Here is a 15,617-nt window from a genome sequence, read left to right on the forward strand (position 1 = left end):
AATGGTGCCACAGCTCCCTGGGGAGGGCCGACCCTGGAAGGGCGGCCGAGGGTAGAATTCACCAATCCATCAATCGGTTAGCGAAAATCTGGCCGTGTTCGTAACGATTCCCTGCCAACCCTCTGATCAGGCGATCACCGAGGAAAGAAAAACCGGCCCAAGGGCCGGTCAAGTCGATACGGTGGTGGGGGTCGAACTCAATCATGCCGCGATCTCATCCTTGGCCGGGGTGCCAGGTTGCAGGCAAGAGCCAAGCCAGAGGCCCAGCCATTGCCACGCGGAGCCAACAAAGCCAACCACCGACCGATACAGCATTTCGCATAATGTATATTATGTTCAATAGGATCCGGACTGGCTCGCACGGCTCTTGCCGCTGCCCCGGCACCTACTCTGGCATGGAGCCTGATCGTGCGTGATCGGAAACTGACCGGCCCTTGGGCCGGTTTTTCGTTTAAGTGTCCCACGGCAATCGGAAGCCTTGCGGCACAAGGGCTTCCAAATCGCAATTGGAATACGGCCGCGCTGAAGTTGTCACCATCAGCACCCTGATGGCCAACCGTAAAAGGCGGTCTCCAGTGGTGATCGCCGGCCGTGACGCCGAGCCACCTGCAGGTGTCCTGCCGGTACCGGGGCCGAAACGCCGCCAGCGCGTGTGAGGCGCATCCGTAGGGGCGCTGCCCCTACACCCCGGATCATTGCTCCCGGCAGCGCTGCCAGCCGCCGGCAGGCGAAGACACCTGCGCCCAGCCATTGGGAAGCTTACGGAAAGCTTGACCACCAATGCAGGCGAACCCAGAGCGTTTGGACGCTTCGGAGCCGAGCGACGGAAGTGCGACCACGCTGTCGGACGGACCGGGGCGACCGGCACGATGCGCCTCATCTGAGAGCGTGCGAGCCTCAAGGCGCTCGCAATACGCCTTCATTCCTGGGTGTGGGTGATTCGGCCACGCCAACTCTTGACAGTTAAACGGCGTCGTTGTCTTGGACATCGAGTTATGAGCAGCCTTGGGGGCAGCCGCCAGTGGCTTAGGTCTCGGTCCGGTAGCCGACTGAAGCTGCGCGGTGGCAGCTGGCGAAAGCGCGAGCAATACGACAAGAAAGACGACTCGGATATCCATACCCTACCCCAATAAGGCTGTACTACCTCCCGCGAAGGCTACCACACCAGCCAACACCGCCAGATGGGCGATGTAGTAGCCATAGAAGACCTTACCGGAACGCGGGACAGCAACGTTGAGGTGGCCCAGCCGCAGCACCGGAATGGCGAGCAACGCCCACGCGTTGCCGTTGTAAGCGCACAACAGGCCCATGCATCCCCACACCAGCCATGGTTGACCACCCTGCCCCTTGTACCAGCACCAGCCAGCCATTACGAGCCACACGCCCGGCCACGCGTAGTCCAGCCACGCTTGGGCGCTATCGAGTGATTCACCCCAACTACTTGAGCTTCGTAGATGAGCTCTTGGGCAAATTCAGCCATTCCAGCCCGCAACTGGTGAGCAACGCGGATTTGGAACTACGAGTGAGACTGGCGGTGCTCGCCCAGGGCTTTGCACACGAGCCATCCGCCTGAGTTGAGCGTGGCGTTCGGATAGCACAGCCCTAAGCAAAAGCATCGACCACCACCCCACCCTAAGCTTCTGAGGTGCCGCGGGCCGGCGCAATGCCGGCTCGATCTCAGGTGGCACCCTCCACCACTCCGAACCCGCCTCTTCCACGAAGCTGGGCCAACCTAAAGGAAGAGGTTCGCCTCCTCCTGATCGTCACCTCGACTCTTGCGAAATCTGCTTGATCACCGGCAATCCGTGCCGTACTCAGCCGGGCCGCGTGGGCGGCGATACCGACTCGACCTCTGCCAGGGCAGTAATGGCTCAAGGAAAGACATGCTACGCAACTACGCCCCCTCACCTGGATCATAGCGCCACGCGCCCGACGTCTGGCCGTCATACCGGCTTTCGATGCCCTTCAGCCAAATCTCCAGGTCGCCAATAAAACGAGCCTTATCAAAATCTTTGAACTTCACTTTGTTGAGCTGCTCCGAAAGCTGCTCAAGTAGCTCCCGGGAAACGTATCGCATCTTTTCCTTCATCGAAAGCGGAACTATTGTCGGCAAATCCAGCATGACATCCGTGTAAAACTCCGCCTTCTTCCTGCGGAACTGCACCCTGCGACTGAAGCCAAGCTCAGGGTCTCGACACATGAACAGCAAGGCCACACTTACCACTTCTTCGCCATACTTTTTGTCGGCAAATTCCGCAGCATGCTCAACGTAATGGCTTTTAATTCGACCCACCTTGGCTTCCCAATTGCAGTCTGCAGTAAAGCTCAACTTCATCGCAATCCCTACCTTCTGATCTTATTTCCTGGCGGAAGCTGACCTGTCTGATGACGGAAGTTATCAATCTTCATTTGCTCAAGCATGAGTGACTCCGCCTTTGTCCCTCCAAACTCAGGGTGATAGTCCACGCCGCCGGTCCCAATTCCGTCCAAATAATTCTGCGAATACCGTGTTCTAGGGTTCTGGGTGGTGCCAAACTTCCACACGTCGCCCTCTGACAGCCAAACCTGGGCAGTGGGAGCTTTGCTGCCTCTGGTCATCACAGGATACCAGCCGTCGGCCCTGGCCCGGAGGGCGTACTGATAGACCTTCTTTGATCCCGCGCCGTATCCACCACCAGGAGCGACGAGCCCGATACCGAATCCTACGGCGGCGATCACCTTGGCTTCGGTGGTCTCGCAGGGGTCGAGCAGAGTCCTTCCGGTGTCATAGGCGTCGTACACGGATAGGGCAATCTCTATCCCCGCCCATATCAGCGGCAGCACAACAAACCAAGCGATGTGTCCTGAAGGATCGTTGTAGCTGATCGGATTGCCTAGAGCGTACGCGTAGAAGTTCACATCGCCTGACGCGAAGCCATAGGAATCTTCACTGATGAACCGGCCCATGTCCGGGCTGTAGTAGCGCGCCCGATAGTAGTAGAGCCCGCTTTCGTCCTGTTCCCGCCCTGTGTAGCGGTAGGGGTTGGTGGCGCTCCCTGCAGAAGCCTGCAACTGCCCATAGGGCGTGTAGTCGTAGCGTTGCAGCAGCTCGCCGGCCCCATTGGTCAGGCCACGCGTACTGCCCAAGTGGTCGGTTAGATAGTAGGCCCGCCCGCCCGAGTCATTGCGTGCGAAGCGCTGATCAACGCCGAGGCCGGTCAGTATCGGGTTGACTGTGCTTCCGACTGTCTCCTGTACGGCATTCTGACCGTCATACAGGTATTGAGTGGTGGTACTTCCTTCGGTACGAACGACGCGTCGGCCCAGCGGGTCATAGCCGAATGTGGCCAGGATGCTGGCCCCTTCCCGTATCTCCACCAGTTGGTTGCGCACGTTCCACACGTAGCTGCGGACGCCATCGCTTGTGAGATTGCCGTTGTCGTCGTAGCTCAGCGTGCGGCCATTGTGCGTCAGCTGGCGGTTGGCATCATCGAAGCTGCTCGCGCCCGTAGTCGCGGCAGGCAGGTTCTGACTGGCAAAACTACCGCTTTGGTTGATGATCTGGCCGTTGCTGTCATATCCGAAGCCCAAGGTGCCGATCGCCTGTTGACCAGGTTTCTGCCACGCCAGGCCTGTGAGCTGGTTCCCGGCGTCATAGCTATGCGCGACTTCGATGCCGTTGGGCAGCGTCAGGCTGCTCAGGCGGTCAGCACCGTCATAGGTGAACTGGACCGATTCCATGCCCTGATCAAGCTGACGAAGGCGGTCAGCCGCGTCATAGGCGTAGCTGACTTTGGCCTGTGCCGCCGCACGCATTTCCGTGCGGCGCCCCACGGCGTCATGGGCATATCCCACTGATCCCTGCGCGCTGGACTCGGCGATCAGCGCGTCAGATTCATCGTAGTCCCAGCTCAGTGCACCGACTGCACCAGTATCGGTGAGCGTGCGGATTCGATTTCCGGCATCGTAGGAATAAGTAGCTGTGGACCCGTCAGGGAAGGTGGTTGTCTTCGGTCGTCCCAGCACGTCATACGTGTTGGTGACGCTGCGCTGCATCCGATCGGTGTAGCTGGTGACGCGATCGGACAGGTCATAGGTCCACTGCTCCACCTTGCCCGAGGCATCCGTTCGCGTCAGCGGGCGATCGCGACCGTCATAGGTGTAGGTGATGCCGTTGCCGTTGGGCAGCAGCACAGCATCAACATTTCCGTTGGCGTCGTAGCCGTACTCAACCCCCGCTCCGTGCGCATCCAGCAGCTTCCTGACACGCCCCATGATGTCGTACTCGCGGCGCACGACACTGCCCTGCGGATCTTCGGTCGCTATCAAACGGCCCAGGGAATCAAAGCGATAGCTGGTACGTCGGCCTAGAGGATCGGTGACGCCGACAAGATCGTACCCGTCGTAATGGAGCTGCAGAGTCCTTTGCAGCGGATCGGTGGCGCTTACCATCTGACCTGCTGCATTGCAGCGGTAAGTCGCAGTACGGTTGAGTGGATCGGTTACCGAACTGAGGCAACGGTTCTGGTAGCCCAGCTTAGTCACGCGGTTCAATGGATCAGTGATGGTCGTCAAATCACCATCGGCGTTGTACGCCATGCTGACCGTGCGCGCTTTGCTGGTGCCGGCCAGTGCGGTGATCTGCGTGGTTTGGCCATCGTTGTTGTAGGTGTACTCCGTCTTCCGCCCCAACGGATCTGTGCTACGAATCAGCTGACCATTGCTGTTGCGCTCGTAGGTGAAGGTCTGCGCATCGGCGGTCCCATAGGCAAACGTTTCCGATGCCGGGTACGGCGTCCCCTGGGCGAATACGATCCTGCGCTTGCTGCCGTCAACCTCGGTAACCAGGGTGCCGGTCACACCATTGTCGACATGAGCGTAGTTCACGCTGATCTCGCCGCCATCGGCCTGAATCTGCTTGATCACCCGACTAGTCGAAACACCGTTGACCACCTCGAACTGATTCAGTAGCAGGCGATGCCCGCGCTGGTTGGTGATCGATTCAATACGGTGCTGTACGACACTCCCGTTCTGTATGCGGGTCTGGAAGGTGTATTGACGGGAGGTGGCATCTGGATAGGTTGCCCTTGAGAGCAGCCCATTGCTGTCGTAGGTATAGGACCATTCCCTACCGGTGTGGTCCCGCAGTGATTTGATGCGATTGCTGCCGTCGTAGGCAATGGTCACGGAACGCCCGCTGGGCGAGATGATTTCCGACACCAGGCCTGCGTTGTAGAGAAGAGACGTCCGATTACCGTGGCGGTCCTCAATCCAGCGCACACGGATGTCGTTCCAGCTTGAGAACTGCATGCGTGAGCCATCACGAAGCGTAAGCAGGAACGCGCGTCCCCAGGGCTGTGTAGGGTCTGAATCGTAGACCGTCTTTATCAGTGCGCCGGCGAAGCGTGTATTGGAACCGGCTTGGCGCCACTCCCCCTGATTGCCAGTGCCGGAGATTCTGTCGAACCGAAGTGCCGAGCCATTGGGCTGCACCAACTCCAGCACGTCGTAATTGGCAGTATTGGGACGATTGAGGGTGTAGCCCCAGTTCCACGACATGCCGATGCCAAAGACGCCCCGCTTGAGGTCGTTTGGTCGGTAATTGCGCCCCACAGTGATGGGCACGACATCATCGATGGCTATATCGGTTTCCGCGTGCGTGAACTCACCGGTCTTCAGATCAATCGGGTCGCCCGCCACCGCCGCGTCACCGCTGCACCCACATTGACCGGAGTTGTCAGGGGCCAATCCAAGCTCACTGGCTCCGTTGTCACCCGGGACGCTGTACATTCCCCCCATCGTCTCGTGCAGGGCCACGCCCTGCTCGGGCACAAAGTGGCGCCCATCATTGGAGACCGTACCGCGCCCATACACCCGCCAACCATCTGTCGGATCGTAGATCCAGAAGTCGGCTTCGGTGCCCTTCTTGTAGCTGTCGTAGTTCGGGTAGTAGACGCGGATACCATTGCGGGCATTGGGATCCAGGCCTCGCACCTGGGCAGCGCCGGGCTCCACCGTAAACGCCATGGGGTGGTTTTCCATCACCGGGAACGGCGCCCTGTTGACCGGCGTCGGAACGATGGCAATCTCATTTACCAGCCGCCCCTTGCGATCATGGATGACCGTGCCTTTGGGGATGTGCAGTTCCAGCCCAGGGATGTCTGGATGGCTGACAATCAGGTCCTGCTTCAGCGGTGAGGCAATTCGCACCTTGTCGCGTGCACTGATCTTGGGCAGATGCATCAGGTACGGCAGCTCGTTCAGCTGCCCAGCCTTGACCTCTACGCCAACTACGAACTGCCCATACTGATCATCACCGACATTTGCGCTGCTTCCGTCGACGTACAATTCCTGATGGCCCTTGGGCAGGTCAAACAACGCGAACCAGCCGTCAGCATTGGTCCGGGTCGAGATACTGCCGACGCTGACCTCCACGTTTGCAACCGGCATCTGGTCCACTCGAACCACCCGGCCGCGCAGGGCAGTCACCTTATAGCGTGCTGCCATCGCGGCTGAGTACGCGGCAGGCTCAACACGCTTGTCCCCACCATAGATCCGCCAGCGGTTATCGGTGTTGTCGCGCCCCGGATACCAGACACCGCTCTCGACCAAGCCACGTGCGCGGCAAGGAAGGTAGCCGTTGGCGGCCTGCTCGCAGTTGGCTTGGTCCCCCGCCTGACCGGTAGTGACCCGCTCACCTGCTGGCTCCACATCGGCACCGCCCCGATCAATCGTACCGCCCGAGGCATCGAGGGCAGCGGTTCCAAAATCGAGCGCCACCAACGGCTGCGCCTTGCCCTCCGTGGTACGCACACCATCGATCATCAAGGTGTAGTGTGAAGCGGGGAACAGCGACCGCTTCGGTGACACAAACAGGAGCCGACCACCTTCGACCGGCATCACCTCGATGGGGGTAGATCCGCCAGGGCCAATCAGAGTGACCGACGTCGCGGAGAAGTCAGCCATGTTGATGGGCTGGGTGAAGCGCACTGACAATCGCTGTGAGGGCAATACGTCCCTACTGCCTTGAGCGGGAATCGATCCCCCCAACCCCGCCTGCTGATGGTCCTGATGTGCAAGCGCATTGGAGAATCGCCCATCCTGCTGGCTGTAGATCAATTCAGCATTCTGCTGAGTGCCACGTCGATCAACGCCACCGGCGAGGCGCACCCGACCATCACTTAGCAGCAGCGCGGCATGCCCGCGGCGCGCGATGTTGGTTTCATCGCTGAGAGCGAGCGTACGGTTGCTGCGCTCGTTCCACAATTCGGCAGGCATCCCCTCAACACCGGTATCTCCGCCGGCGAACAGCACGCTGCCGTCTGTAAGCACCGTCGCCGTGTGACCTGCGCGTGGCGACAGCGTCAGCTCATCAGCTGGCGCGAGCTCATCCTTTGCGGGGTCATACCAGAGCCCATCACGGTACAGGGTTCCATTTTTGTCGGCCCCTCCCCAGACAAGAACCCGACCGCTGGGAAGCAGCGTCAGGCTCGGATTGAGCCGCACTGCCGGCAGGACAGTGACTTTGGCCGCTCCCGTCGGACCGCCCTCCCCTTTCTGAAGCCGGGTTCCAGCAGCGTTCAACGTCAACCAACGTCCATCATTGAGCTGTGTTCGCTGCTCCCGTCCCGGCAACGGCTGCCATACATCACTGGCACTTGTGTCCGCCGCACGGGCCTGCGCGGGGGGAAGGAGACCTGCATCAAGATGCCAGAGCGAACTAGCCATTGACAGTGCACCCAGCAGCAACCCAGTGACGAACACCTTGGGTCGACCAGTCTTGACTGCCCAGAACGTGGAGATTCCATTCTTCATAGTCGTTGATCTCTTCGCTGCTACGCTCAGGGCAAGTTCGAGACGGAAACGGTCGCGTTGGCCGACCTTCCAAGATCGGGATCCACCAGGATCCAGTACGTTCCCGTCTCCGGCAACGTAAGGTTCAGGCTTGAGGCCGTCGTCGGCCCCGTCGTTCCTATCGCATATCCGCGGCGCCGATCACTGGGCTTGAAGACCTGATAGACAACGCGACCTCCGGCGGGTTGCGTGACCTGCCCTGCCACCTGCAACGTGACCTTTTCGCCCTGCGCACCCGCAAAGGTCAGCAGGCCATCTTGACCTCGACGCGACAACGCAAGTGGAGCACCAACGCCGCGTTGCAGGGCGATCCCAACGTTGGACGACAACGTTGCACTGAACTGCATCGTCTGTCCTGGCGCCACTGTCTGGACCAGGATGCTGTAGTCCCCGGCCACGGTGTTGTAGAAGTCGATATCGCAGCCCCCGTCGCTGACATAGCAGTACGACGTGTCAGCAATGCTGGCGCCACTGGGTGAGTACGCGTACACCCGGACGTGATTCCCTTCGTTGAGGGTCAGGCCACTGATGGCGAACCCGAGGTGCCCCCCCGCCGTTGCCTGGAATCTGAAATGCGCCGACTGGCCCTGTTGGCTCGAGGCAAACTGGGTGTCCGGGCCATCCACAACCAGCGGGTTCGATCCACCAGTGGACAAGGTAACCTGCCCATTGGTAGTGACACCGTTGTCTGGATCTGCCCAGACCCAGTACGTTCCAGACTCTGGCAGAACCAGATTGATCGACCCTCCCGATGTCGGCGTGATTACGCCGACATCGTAGGTGCGACGCCGATCACTGGGCTTGTAGATCCGGTATCGAACCGTCTTCGCCGATGGCGTGGTGGATTGCCCGGCAACAAGCAGGGCTACCGACTCCCCTGCACTGCCGGTGAAGGTCATTACTGAATCCTTTCCACGACGATCCAATTGCAGATTCAGTGGCACGTCCCGAGCGAGTGCAGGGCTGATGCTGCTGCTCAACCCTGCCTTGAACTGCATGGTCTGTCCTGGCTCCGTCGCCGAGACGATGACGCTATATGCTCCGGCGGTGGGGTTGTAGATATCAATGTCGCAGCCGCCATCAGCGACGTAGCAGTAAGAGATATCGCCCGCACTGTCGCCATTGGGGGCGTATGCGTAGATGCGCACATGGTTGTTGCTACTGACCGCCAAGTCGCTGATCCCGAAGCCCAGGTGCTGACCAGCCGCCACATTGAAGCGGAAATGGGCTGACTGTCCGGGATAAGCCGAAATGAACTGAGCCACTGCTCCATCGCGCTCCATACCACTGACCGTTCCTGTGGAGAGCGTCACGTGCGAACGGGATGTTGCACCCTTGACTGGATCAGCCCAGATCCAATACGTACCCGTCTCTGGCAGTACCATGTTGATCGAACCGCCGGTCTGCGGACTGACCGAATGGATGTAGTAGCCGCTTCGTCGATCGCTCGGCTTGTAGACCCGATAGATCACCTGACGATCTCCGGGTAACGTCGTCTGACCGGCCACCTGGAAGGCCAGGCTCTCCCCCTGTGTACCGCTGAATGTGATCAGCCCATCCTGACCGCGACGCGCCAGATCGAGTACGGCAGGAACATCGCGCTCCAATGCAACACCCCTGCTGGACGAAAGCGTTGCGTTGAACTGCATTGCTTGGTCGCCGTGCTCCGGAACGATCATGACACTGTAAGTACCTGTGGTCGGGTTGTAGATGTCGATGTCACACCCTCCATCGGCAACATAGCAGTACGAGTCATCCTGGATGCTGTTGCCATTGGGTGCGTAGGCGTAGATCCGAACTTGCGTCCCACTGCTTACAACGAGATCGCTCAGGCCGAAGCCAAGATGTTGGCCAGCAACGGCATTGAATCTGAAGTAGACCGTCTGGCCGGGAAGGATGGTTTCCACAGGTACTGATCCGCCGCTCTGGGACAGACCACTAGTGGTCCCCGAGGAAAGCGTGACCTGTGCGCTGGCGGTTGCGCCATTGTCAGGATCGGCCCATACCCAGTACGTGCCGGTCTCTGGCAGCGACATGTTCAACGAACCGCCGGCAAGTGGCGTGATCGAGCCGAAGAAGTATCCGGACCTTCGATCACTCGGCTTGTAGATGCGGTAACGCACGCTGTTGCCAACGGGTGCGGTTGCTTGGCCTGCCACCTGCAGTGCCACGGTCTCACCCTGAGTGCCATTGAAGGTGAGCACCCCGTCCTGGCCGCGACGTGAAAGCGTCATCTGGCTTGGGCTGTCACGAATCAGTTCACCCGGTGCACTACTGGACAGCGTCGCCGTAAATTGCATGCGCTGCCCTGGCACGGATGGCACCAGCACCACGCTATAGGTCCCCGGAACCGGATTGAAGATGTCGATGTCACAACCGCCCCGCTCGACATAGCAATACGAATCGTCCTGGAAGCTGTCCCCGTTGGGTGCATAGGCGTATATCCGGACATGCGTGCCATCAGAAACCGCCAGGTCACTGACGGCAAAGCCAAGGTGCTGGCCTGCCGCCGCAGTGAAGCTGTAATGTGCGGATTGCGCGGGCTGATCTGCGGCAAAGGCCGCCGCCGCACCATCCAGTACCATGCCACTGGTGGTGCCGGTGGACAGTGTGACCCTGGCACTCGCGGCTGCTCCAAATTGAGGATCAGCGTATACCCAGTACTCGCCACTCTCAGGCAGGCGAATATTCACTGCCCCGCCGGTTTCCGGAAGAATGCTGGCGATGTGATAGCCCGCCCTACGGTCGCTGGGCTTATAGACCCGATAAGCAACCGTCCTGGCTGCAGGTACGGTGGATTGACCCGAGATCTGGAAGGCCACGGTCTCACCAGCCATGCCGCTGAACGCCAGCAAGGCATCCTGGCCACGCCGATCCAGGCTCAGATTGAATGGTACATCCCGCGAAAGAGTGGAGCGCAGCGCTGACGAAAGCGTAGCCCGGAACTTCATCGTCTGAGTCGTACCCACCGGGCGCATGACGATGCTGTAGGCTCCACTCACAGGGTTGTAAAGTTGTACGTCGCAACCGCCATTGTTCACATAGCAATATGTTTCGTTGTCCACACTGGCGCCGCTTGGCGTGTAGGCATATATCCGGACGTGCGTGCCATTGTTGACGCTCAGATGACTGACGCCAAAGCCAAGGTGCTTTCCTGCCACCGCATTGATGGTGAAGGACACGTCCTTGCCTGCAGCGCTTTGATATTCCCCTATGCTGCCGTCCTGCTCCATTTCACCCAGAATGCCCGCTTCCAGGGTCAGCGTAGACGTCGTAGTTGCACCGTGTTCCGGGTCAACAAAGACCTGGTACGTGCCGGCGACATTGGTGTCTATCAACAGGGTTTTCTCGCCCGCAGCGTAGCCGGAAGCGATGGTCGTGCCATCCGGACGAAGCGCCCGGAAGTACACGCCTGCCCCCATTGGTTCTGTGGTTTGCGCTGTGATCTTGAGAGCGATCACTTCGCTGGCAGATGCTGGAAAGACCAGGCGTGCATTCTGGCCGTGGCGTGGCAAGACCAGAGCAGTTGGTGCGCCACGTGTCATGTTCACCACAAGATCGCGGGACACGGTTGCGTTGAAGGTCATGGTCTGGGTTGAATCCAGGGGCACGACTTCCACGCCATGAACGCCCGCTTCCAGCGACGACAGGTTGAGATCGCAACCGGAGTTCGTCAGGTGACAGGTTGTGTTGGCCAACAGGACGCCATTGGGACGATACACATTCACAACCACGCCGCTTCCGTTCGCGATGATCAGGTTGCTGATACCAAGGCCCAGAGAATCCCCTTGGGATGCGTTGATCTGGAAATATGCAGCCTCCCCTGCCCGCGAAAGTGCGTGAGTTGAAGTGGCGCCATCAATGACGGGACTTCCCTCGCCGGCGCTCAACAGTACCTCCGTTGCAACTGTTTCCCCGTATCCAGCATCGATCACGACGTCATAGGTGCCGGTGGCTGGAAGGGCCAGGTTCATTACCATTCCACTTGCTACGGCGAGGGACTTCCAGAGGGTTCCATCTGGATGGTGAACCCGGTAGTAGACATTGCGACCTGCGGGCAGGGTCGTCTGACCGGCAACCAAGAGTCCAAGCACCTCACCTGCCGTTCCGGTGAAGCTAAGCCTTGCATCCTGCCCAGGGCGCAAAAGGGAAATGGGCAACGGCGTGGCGCGCGCCAAAGTGTGCTGCGAGTCAGTGGACAACGCCGCCTGGAATGCCAACAGGCGAGTGCCTGACGCTGCAGGTGCTATCAGAATTGCGTGCCTGCCCGTACTCAGGGCCGAGAGATTGAGGCTGCATCCGTTGTTGGCCTGCGTGCACTGCTGGAATCCAGCCTGCCCTCCATCAGGCCCCTGCACAGTCACTGTTGCCGAACCCCACGCTGGAGGACCGGTCTTCTCCGCCAAACCCAGCCCCAACGGCACTCCCTTGCGAGCGTCGAACACCAGTCGACGACTCTGTGCTGCAACGCTCGTACTTACCTCCTGCAGCGCGCCATCAACATCCAGGACGACGGACCGCTCCAGCTGCAGCTTCCATGCCAGTGGCCCCGCCTTGGGAGTCAGCACCAACAGGTGAGTGCCAGCAGACTTCAATGCAGGCATGTGGAAACTTGGCGAGTTGGCCGAGACTGTGCCTGAGGCCAGGCGTTTGTTGCCGACTCCATAGAGAGCAAAGTTGAGCTCGCTGGCCAGTGCGGAAAATTGGGCGCTGATGTAGTCTCCGCCCTGCGCATCGAACAGGATGGCAACGCCTTGACCGGCTGCAGTCGTCGAAAGATCGTTGAGTTGGCCATCGACAGCCAGTCGTTTCACAGCGCCAATCGTCGACTCGTCGATTCCCGGCGGTACAACGAGTACGTCGTCCGTACTCACTGCGCTTCCATACGGAGTGGTGACCCGGATTCTGCCGCTGCTCGCGCCACTTGGAACCTGGGCCTGAAGTGCGGTGTTGCTAGCCTGTTCCAGGGACAGTGGGGCCATGCCGAGGCGCGCACTGGTCTGCCCGGCGAGCGGGAGCAATGACTGCCCGCTGATGGTCAGCGCGGCCCCGGCTGTGGTGATGTGAGGGCTGACTGCGGTGATGAGCGGGGCGCGAGGTTGTGCATCAACGACGAATGGCACGTCACTGCTTGCCGTCTGCGCACCCACGGTGACGGTCAGCACGCCAGTGGTGGCCGCCGAGGGAACGGTGACTGTCAGGCTGCCTCCACTGGCGGCGATGACGCTGGCAGGCACTCCATTGAAGTGAACGGTGTTCTGCGCCGGTGCAGCGCTGAATCCCCGTCCTTTCAGCGTGACCCGGTCTCCTGCGCCGCCGTGACGTGGCGCGAAATCAAATATGGCGAGCGCGCCAGATGCCAGGCGTTCAACCCGCTTTATGTTACCCAGCGTGTCGTAATGATAACGCGCCGTGTCGCCGGCGCTATTGGTCACTGCGATAAGGCGACCGTTGGCGTCGTACACGTATTCGGCAGCCAAAGTCGATTCGCTTCCCAGCAGCAGGGCAACGAAGCCAACAATGCGCAGCCCGATACGGCGCACAGCACTGTGTCCAACGCTGCGCGCTCCGAGAAGCGCATAGAGCCAGCTAGCACGTCGTGAAACGCGGTATTGCGGAACGTCCATATCCCTTGGTCCCGTCTGCTAGTGCACATGTTGTTCAACAACAGCACGTGAGCCCGCTTGCGTGGCCCGGCATGCCTTCCATTGGCAGTTCCACAGCTTCAATAGTAGTTGCATAATTTCCAAGGGCGTGTCAAGTAACGACATTAAGGGCGATGGAGCGCACGGCGTTGAGTGGAATACTTCAAAACATTCTTGTGACATCCGTCATATTTTTAACCATGAGCGGACTTACGGGATGCGGGCTCTCCCCGCCCAGCTCCGACACCAACGGGGACGCGACCTCAATCGCCTTGGGGCGGGAGCTGTTCTTCGATCAAAGCTTGAGTGCCGATGGAACCATCAGCTGTGCGAACTGCCACGTTCCCTCGAAGTCATTCACAGATGGCCAGGGTGTTTCAATCGGCGTCCGTGGCGTGCCCGGCACACGAAACGCCCCAGACCTCTCTGATGCAACTGCCTACTCCACGTTGTTCTGGGACGGCCGGGAAAGCGAACTCAAGGTGGTGGCACTGCAGGCATTCACCAATCCCAGGGAGATGGGATTGCCTGACGAAGCCGCGTTGCTCAAACAGATCAACACCCAGGAGCGCTACGCGCGCTTTGCGAAGGGTCGCCCTCTGGATCAATCAGACATCGCCGGGGGCCTTACGCAGTACTTGCGATCTTTGCCACGGCAACCGACACGCTACGACCGCAGCATCGGTGAACCTTCACTTCTAAGCATGGATGAGCGCGCTGGTCTTGCACTGTTTGCTGGCAAGGCAGCCTGTACGGAATGCCACCTGCTTGCTGGAGATCCGGTCGCGTTGACCGATCAAAGGTTCCATCACGCCGGCGTTGGGTTTGAGCAGATCGCCGGGGACGTAACTGCATTGCTGGGGCGGCTGGAACAGTCCACGCGCACGGGGCAGCCCTTGGGCGAACTTGTGCTGTCCGAGCGGGAGATTGCGGAGCTTGGTCGCTTTGCAGTGACTCGGAGACCGCCTGATCTCGGTGCGTTCCGCACTCCCAGTCTGCGTAACGTCGCACGCACAGCGCCGTACATGCATGACGGGAGCGTGACAACCCTCGACAAGGCGGTAGAGCGTGAAATCTACTACCGCAGCCTGGGGCGAGGCCGCGCCGTGAATCTGACGGTTACTGAGCAGGCGCAACTGACCGCCTTCCTGCGCGCCCTGTCCACCGAGAATTAGTGGGCAGGCGCGGGCTCGTTGATATCAATGTCACGCGTGGTCAGCAAAGTGTCGCCGACACTGACTTCGAGAAGATACCGACCCGGCTCCCACTCCCGCGCGCTCGTTGGAGCAAGTGTCAATCTAGCTTCCTTGGTGGTGACAACCTCGGATGCAGAGGACGCTACCTGGCCTGTGGCCAGGTTGATGAAACGCGCCTGGAGTTGGCCGGTGCTCTCCGGCGGCACTGCATTCAGCACGACATCGACGGTCAGATTGTCCTGCACGGTGAAGGGTCGTGTGCGTACCGAGCCGTGCGCATCCCCGCTATCAATCGCCAGGGACTGCAGCGAAATGGGGCTGATCGCCGCCAGTTCCTGTGATGGCCCCCCCTTTCCGCAGGCGGCTGCCGCTGACAGCACGAAGAGCATCACGGGGAGAGTCCTTGCCTTCATAAGCACCACGCCTTTCCATGACTGAGCTGGCTGCAGTATGGCACCGCAAGCAGGTCATGCGCGAGTTAAGTTCCGCACACCGCCTCTCGGCTCACGTCGGTTCTAACCGAAACGGCCGGCCGCTAGTCCGCGCCTCCCTGGCCGCAGCGCCAGCCATTATCGATGGTAAGCCGACGAATCTTCTACCGCACCATCAGCAGCTGCTCTGGAGGGGCCCTCATATGGCACTGCTTGCACGGGGATACGCGGAAGGGATGCTCTGTGCTGACCTTGAACGTGAATGGCACAGGACCCCCGAGCGCTACCGGTCACCCACACCAATTGCGATCTTGAACTGGGGAGACAACCCAGAACTGGATGTGTCACTTGCATAGCGCGCAACAAGGCTAGAGCCATTCCGACTGAGGAGTTACCTGACCCTTCATTGGCATTGCCCCAACTTGAGAGCCCTGCATTGGCAATTCACCAAAGTCACAACCCAGGGTTGTTCAATGTCCAACTTGCCCACAGTGATCCGTGCGCCATCTTGG

General features: G+C 59.9%; 7 protein-coding genes. 1 reads left to right on the forward strand and 6 read right to left on the reverse strand.

The features are described 5' to 3' along the window. Positions 1-58: 58 nt before the first annotated feature. The 5 genes from BKE09_RS23470 to BKE09_RS00030 form a co-directional block, all read right to left on the reverse strand. Positions 59-205: a hypothetical protein gene (locus BKE09_RS23470; RefSeq protein WP_170871716.1), complete on the reverse strand. Its 147-nt coding sequence runs from the start codon at positions 203-205 to the stop codon at positions 59-61. Positions 206-1,121: 916 nt separating this feature from the next. Continuing rightward, on the reverse strand, positions 1,122-1,472 hold the full coding sequence (locus tag BKE09_RS00010) for a TraX family protein (protein ID WP_343124476.1): 351 nt from the start codon (positions 1,470-1,472) through the stop codon (positions 1,122-1,124). A gap of 422 nt (positions 1,473-1,894) precedes the next feature. Next, positions 1,895-2,335, reverse strand: a complete 441-nt coding sequence (locus tag BKE09_RS00015) for a hypothetical protein (RefSeq protein ID WP_075674476.1) — start codon at positions 2,333-2,335, stop codon at positions 1,895-1,897. Between the two features lie 8 nt (positions 2,336-2,343). Next, positions 2,344-7,794 (reverse strand): RHS repeat-associated core domain-containing protein, encoded by a 5,451-nt coding sequence (locus tag BKE09_RS00020; RefSeq protein WP_083663041.1) that lies wholly within the window; start codon positions 7,792-7,794, stop codon positions 2,344-2,346. Between the two features lie 26 nt (positions 7,795-7,820). Continuing rightward, positions 7,821-13,460, reverse strand: coding sequence for an IPT/TIG domain-containing protein (locus BKE09_RS00030; RefSeq protein ID WP_083663042.1), 5,640 nt, complete (start codon positions 13,458-13,460; stop codon positions 7,821-7,823). Positions 13,461-13,678: 218 nt separating this feature from the next. Between BKE09_RS00030 and BKE09_RS00035 the strand changes: the two genes are divergently transcribed. Further along, positions 13,679-14,653, forward strand: coding sequence for a cytochrome c peroxidase (locus BKE09_RS00035; protein WP_170871717.1), 975 nt, complete (start codon positions 13,679-13,681; stop codon positions 14,651-14,653). Here BKE09_RS00035 and BKE09_RS00040 read toward each other — a convergent pair. Further along, positions 14,650-15,063: a hypothetical protein gene (locus tag BKE09_RS00040; RefSeq protein ID WP_139319598.1), complete on the reverse strand. Its 414-nt coding sequence runs from the start codon at positions 15,061-15,063 to the stop codon at positions 14,650-14,652. The genes BKE09_RS00035 and BKE09_RS00040 overlap by 4 nt on opposite strands. Between the last annotated feature and the right edge of the window lie 554 nt (positions 15,064-15,617).

This window comes from Stenotrophomonas sp. TD3 (assembly GCF_001939825.1).
In the GTDB taxonomy this organism is placed as follows: domain Bacteria; phylum Pseudomonadota; class Gammaproteobacteria; order Xanthomonadales; family Xanthomonadaceae; genus Stenotrophomonas.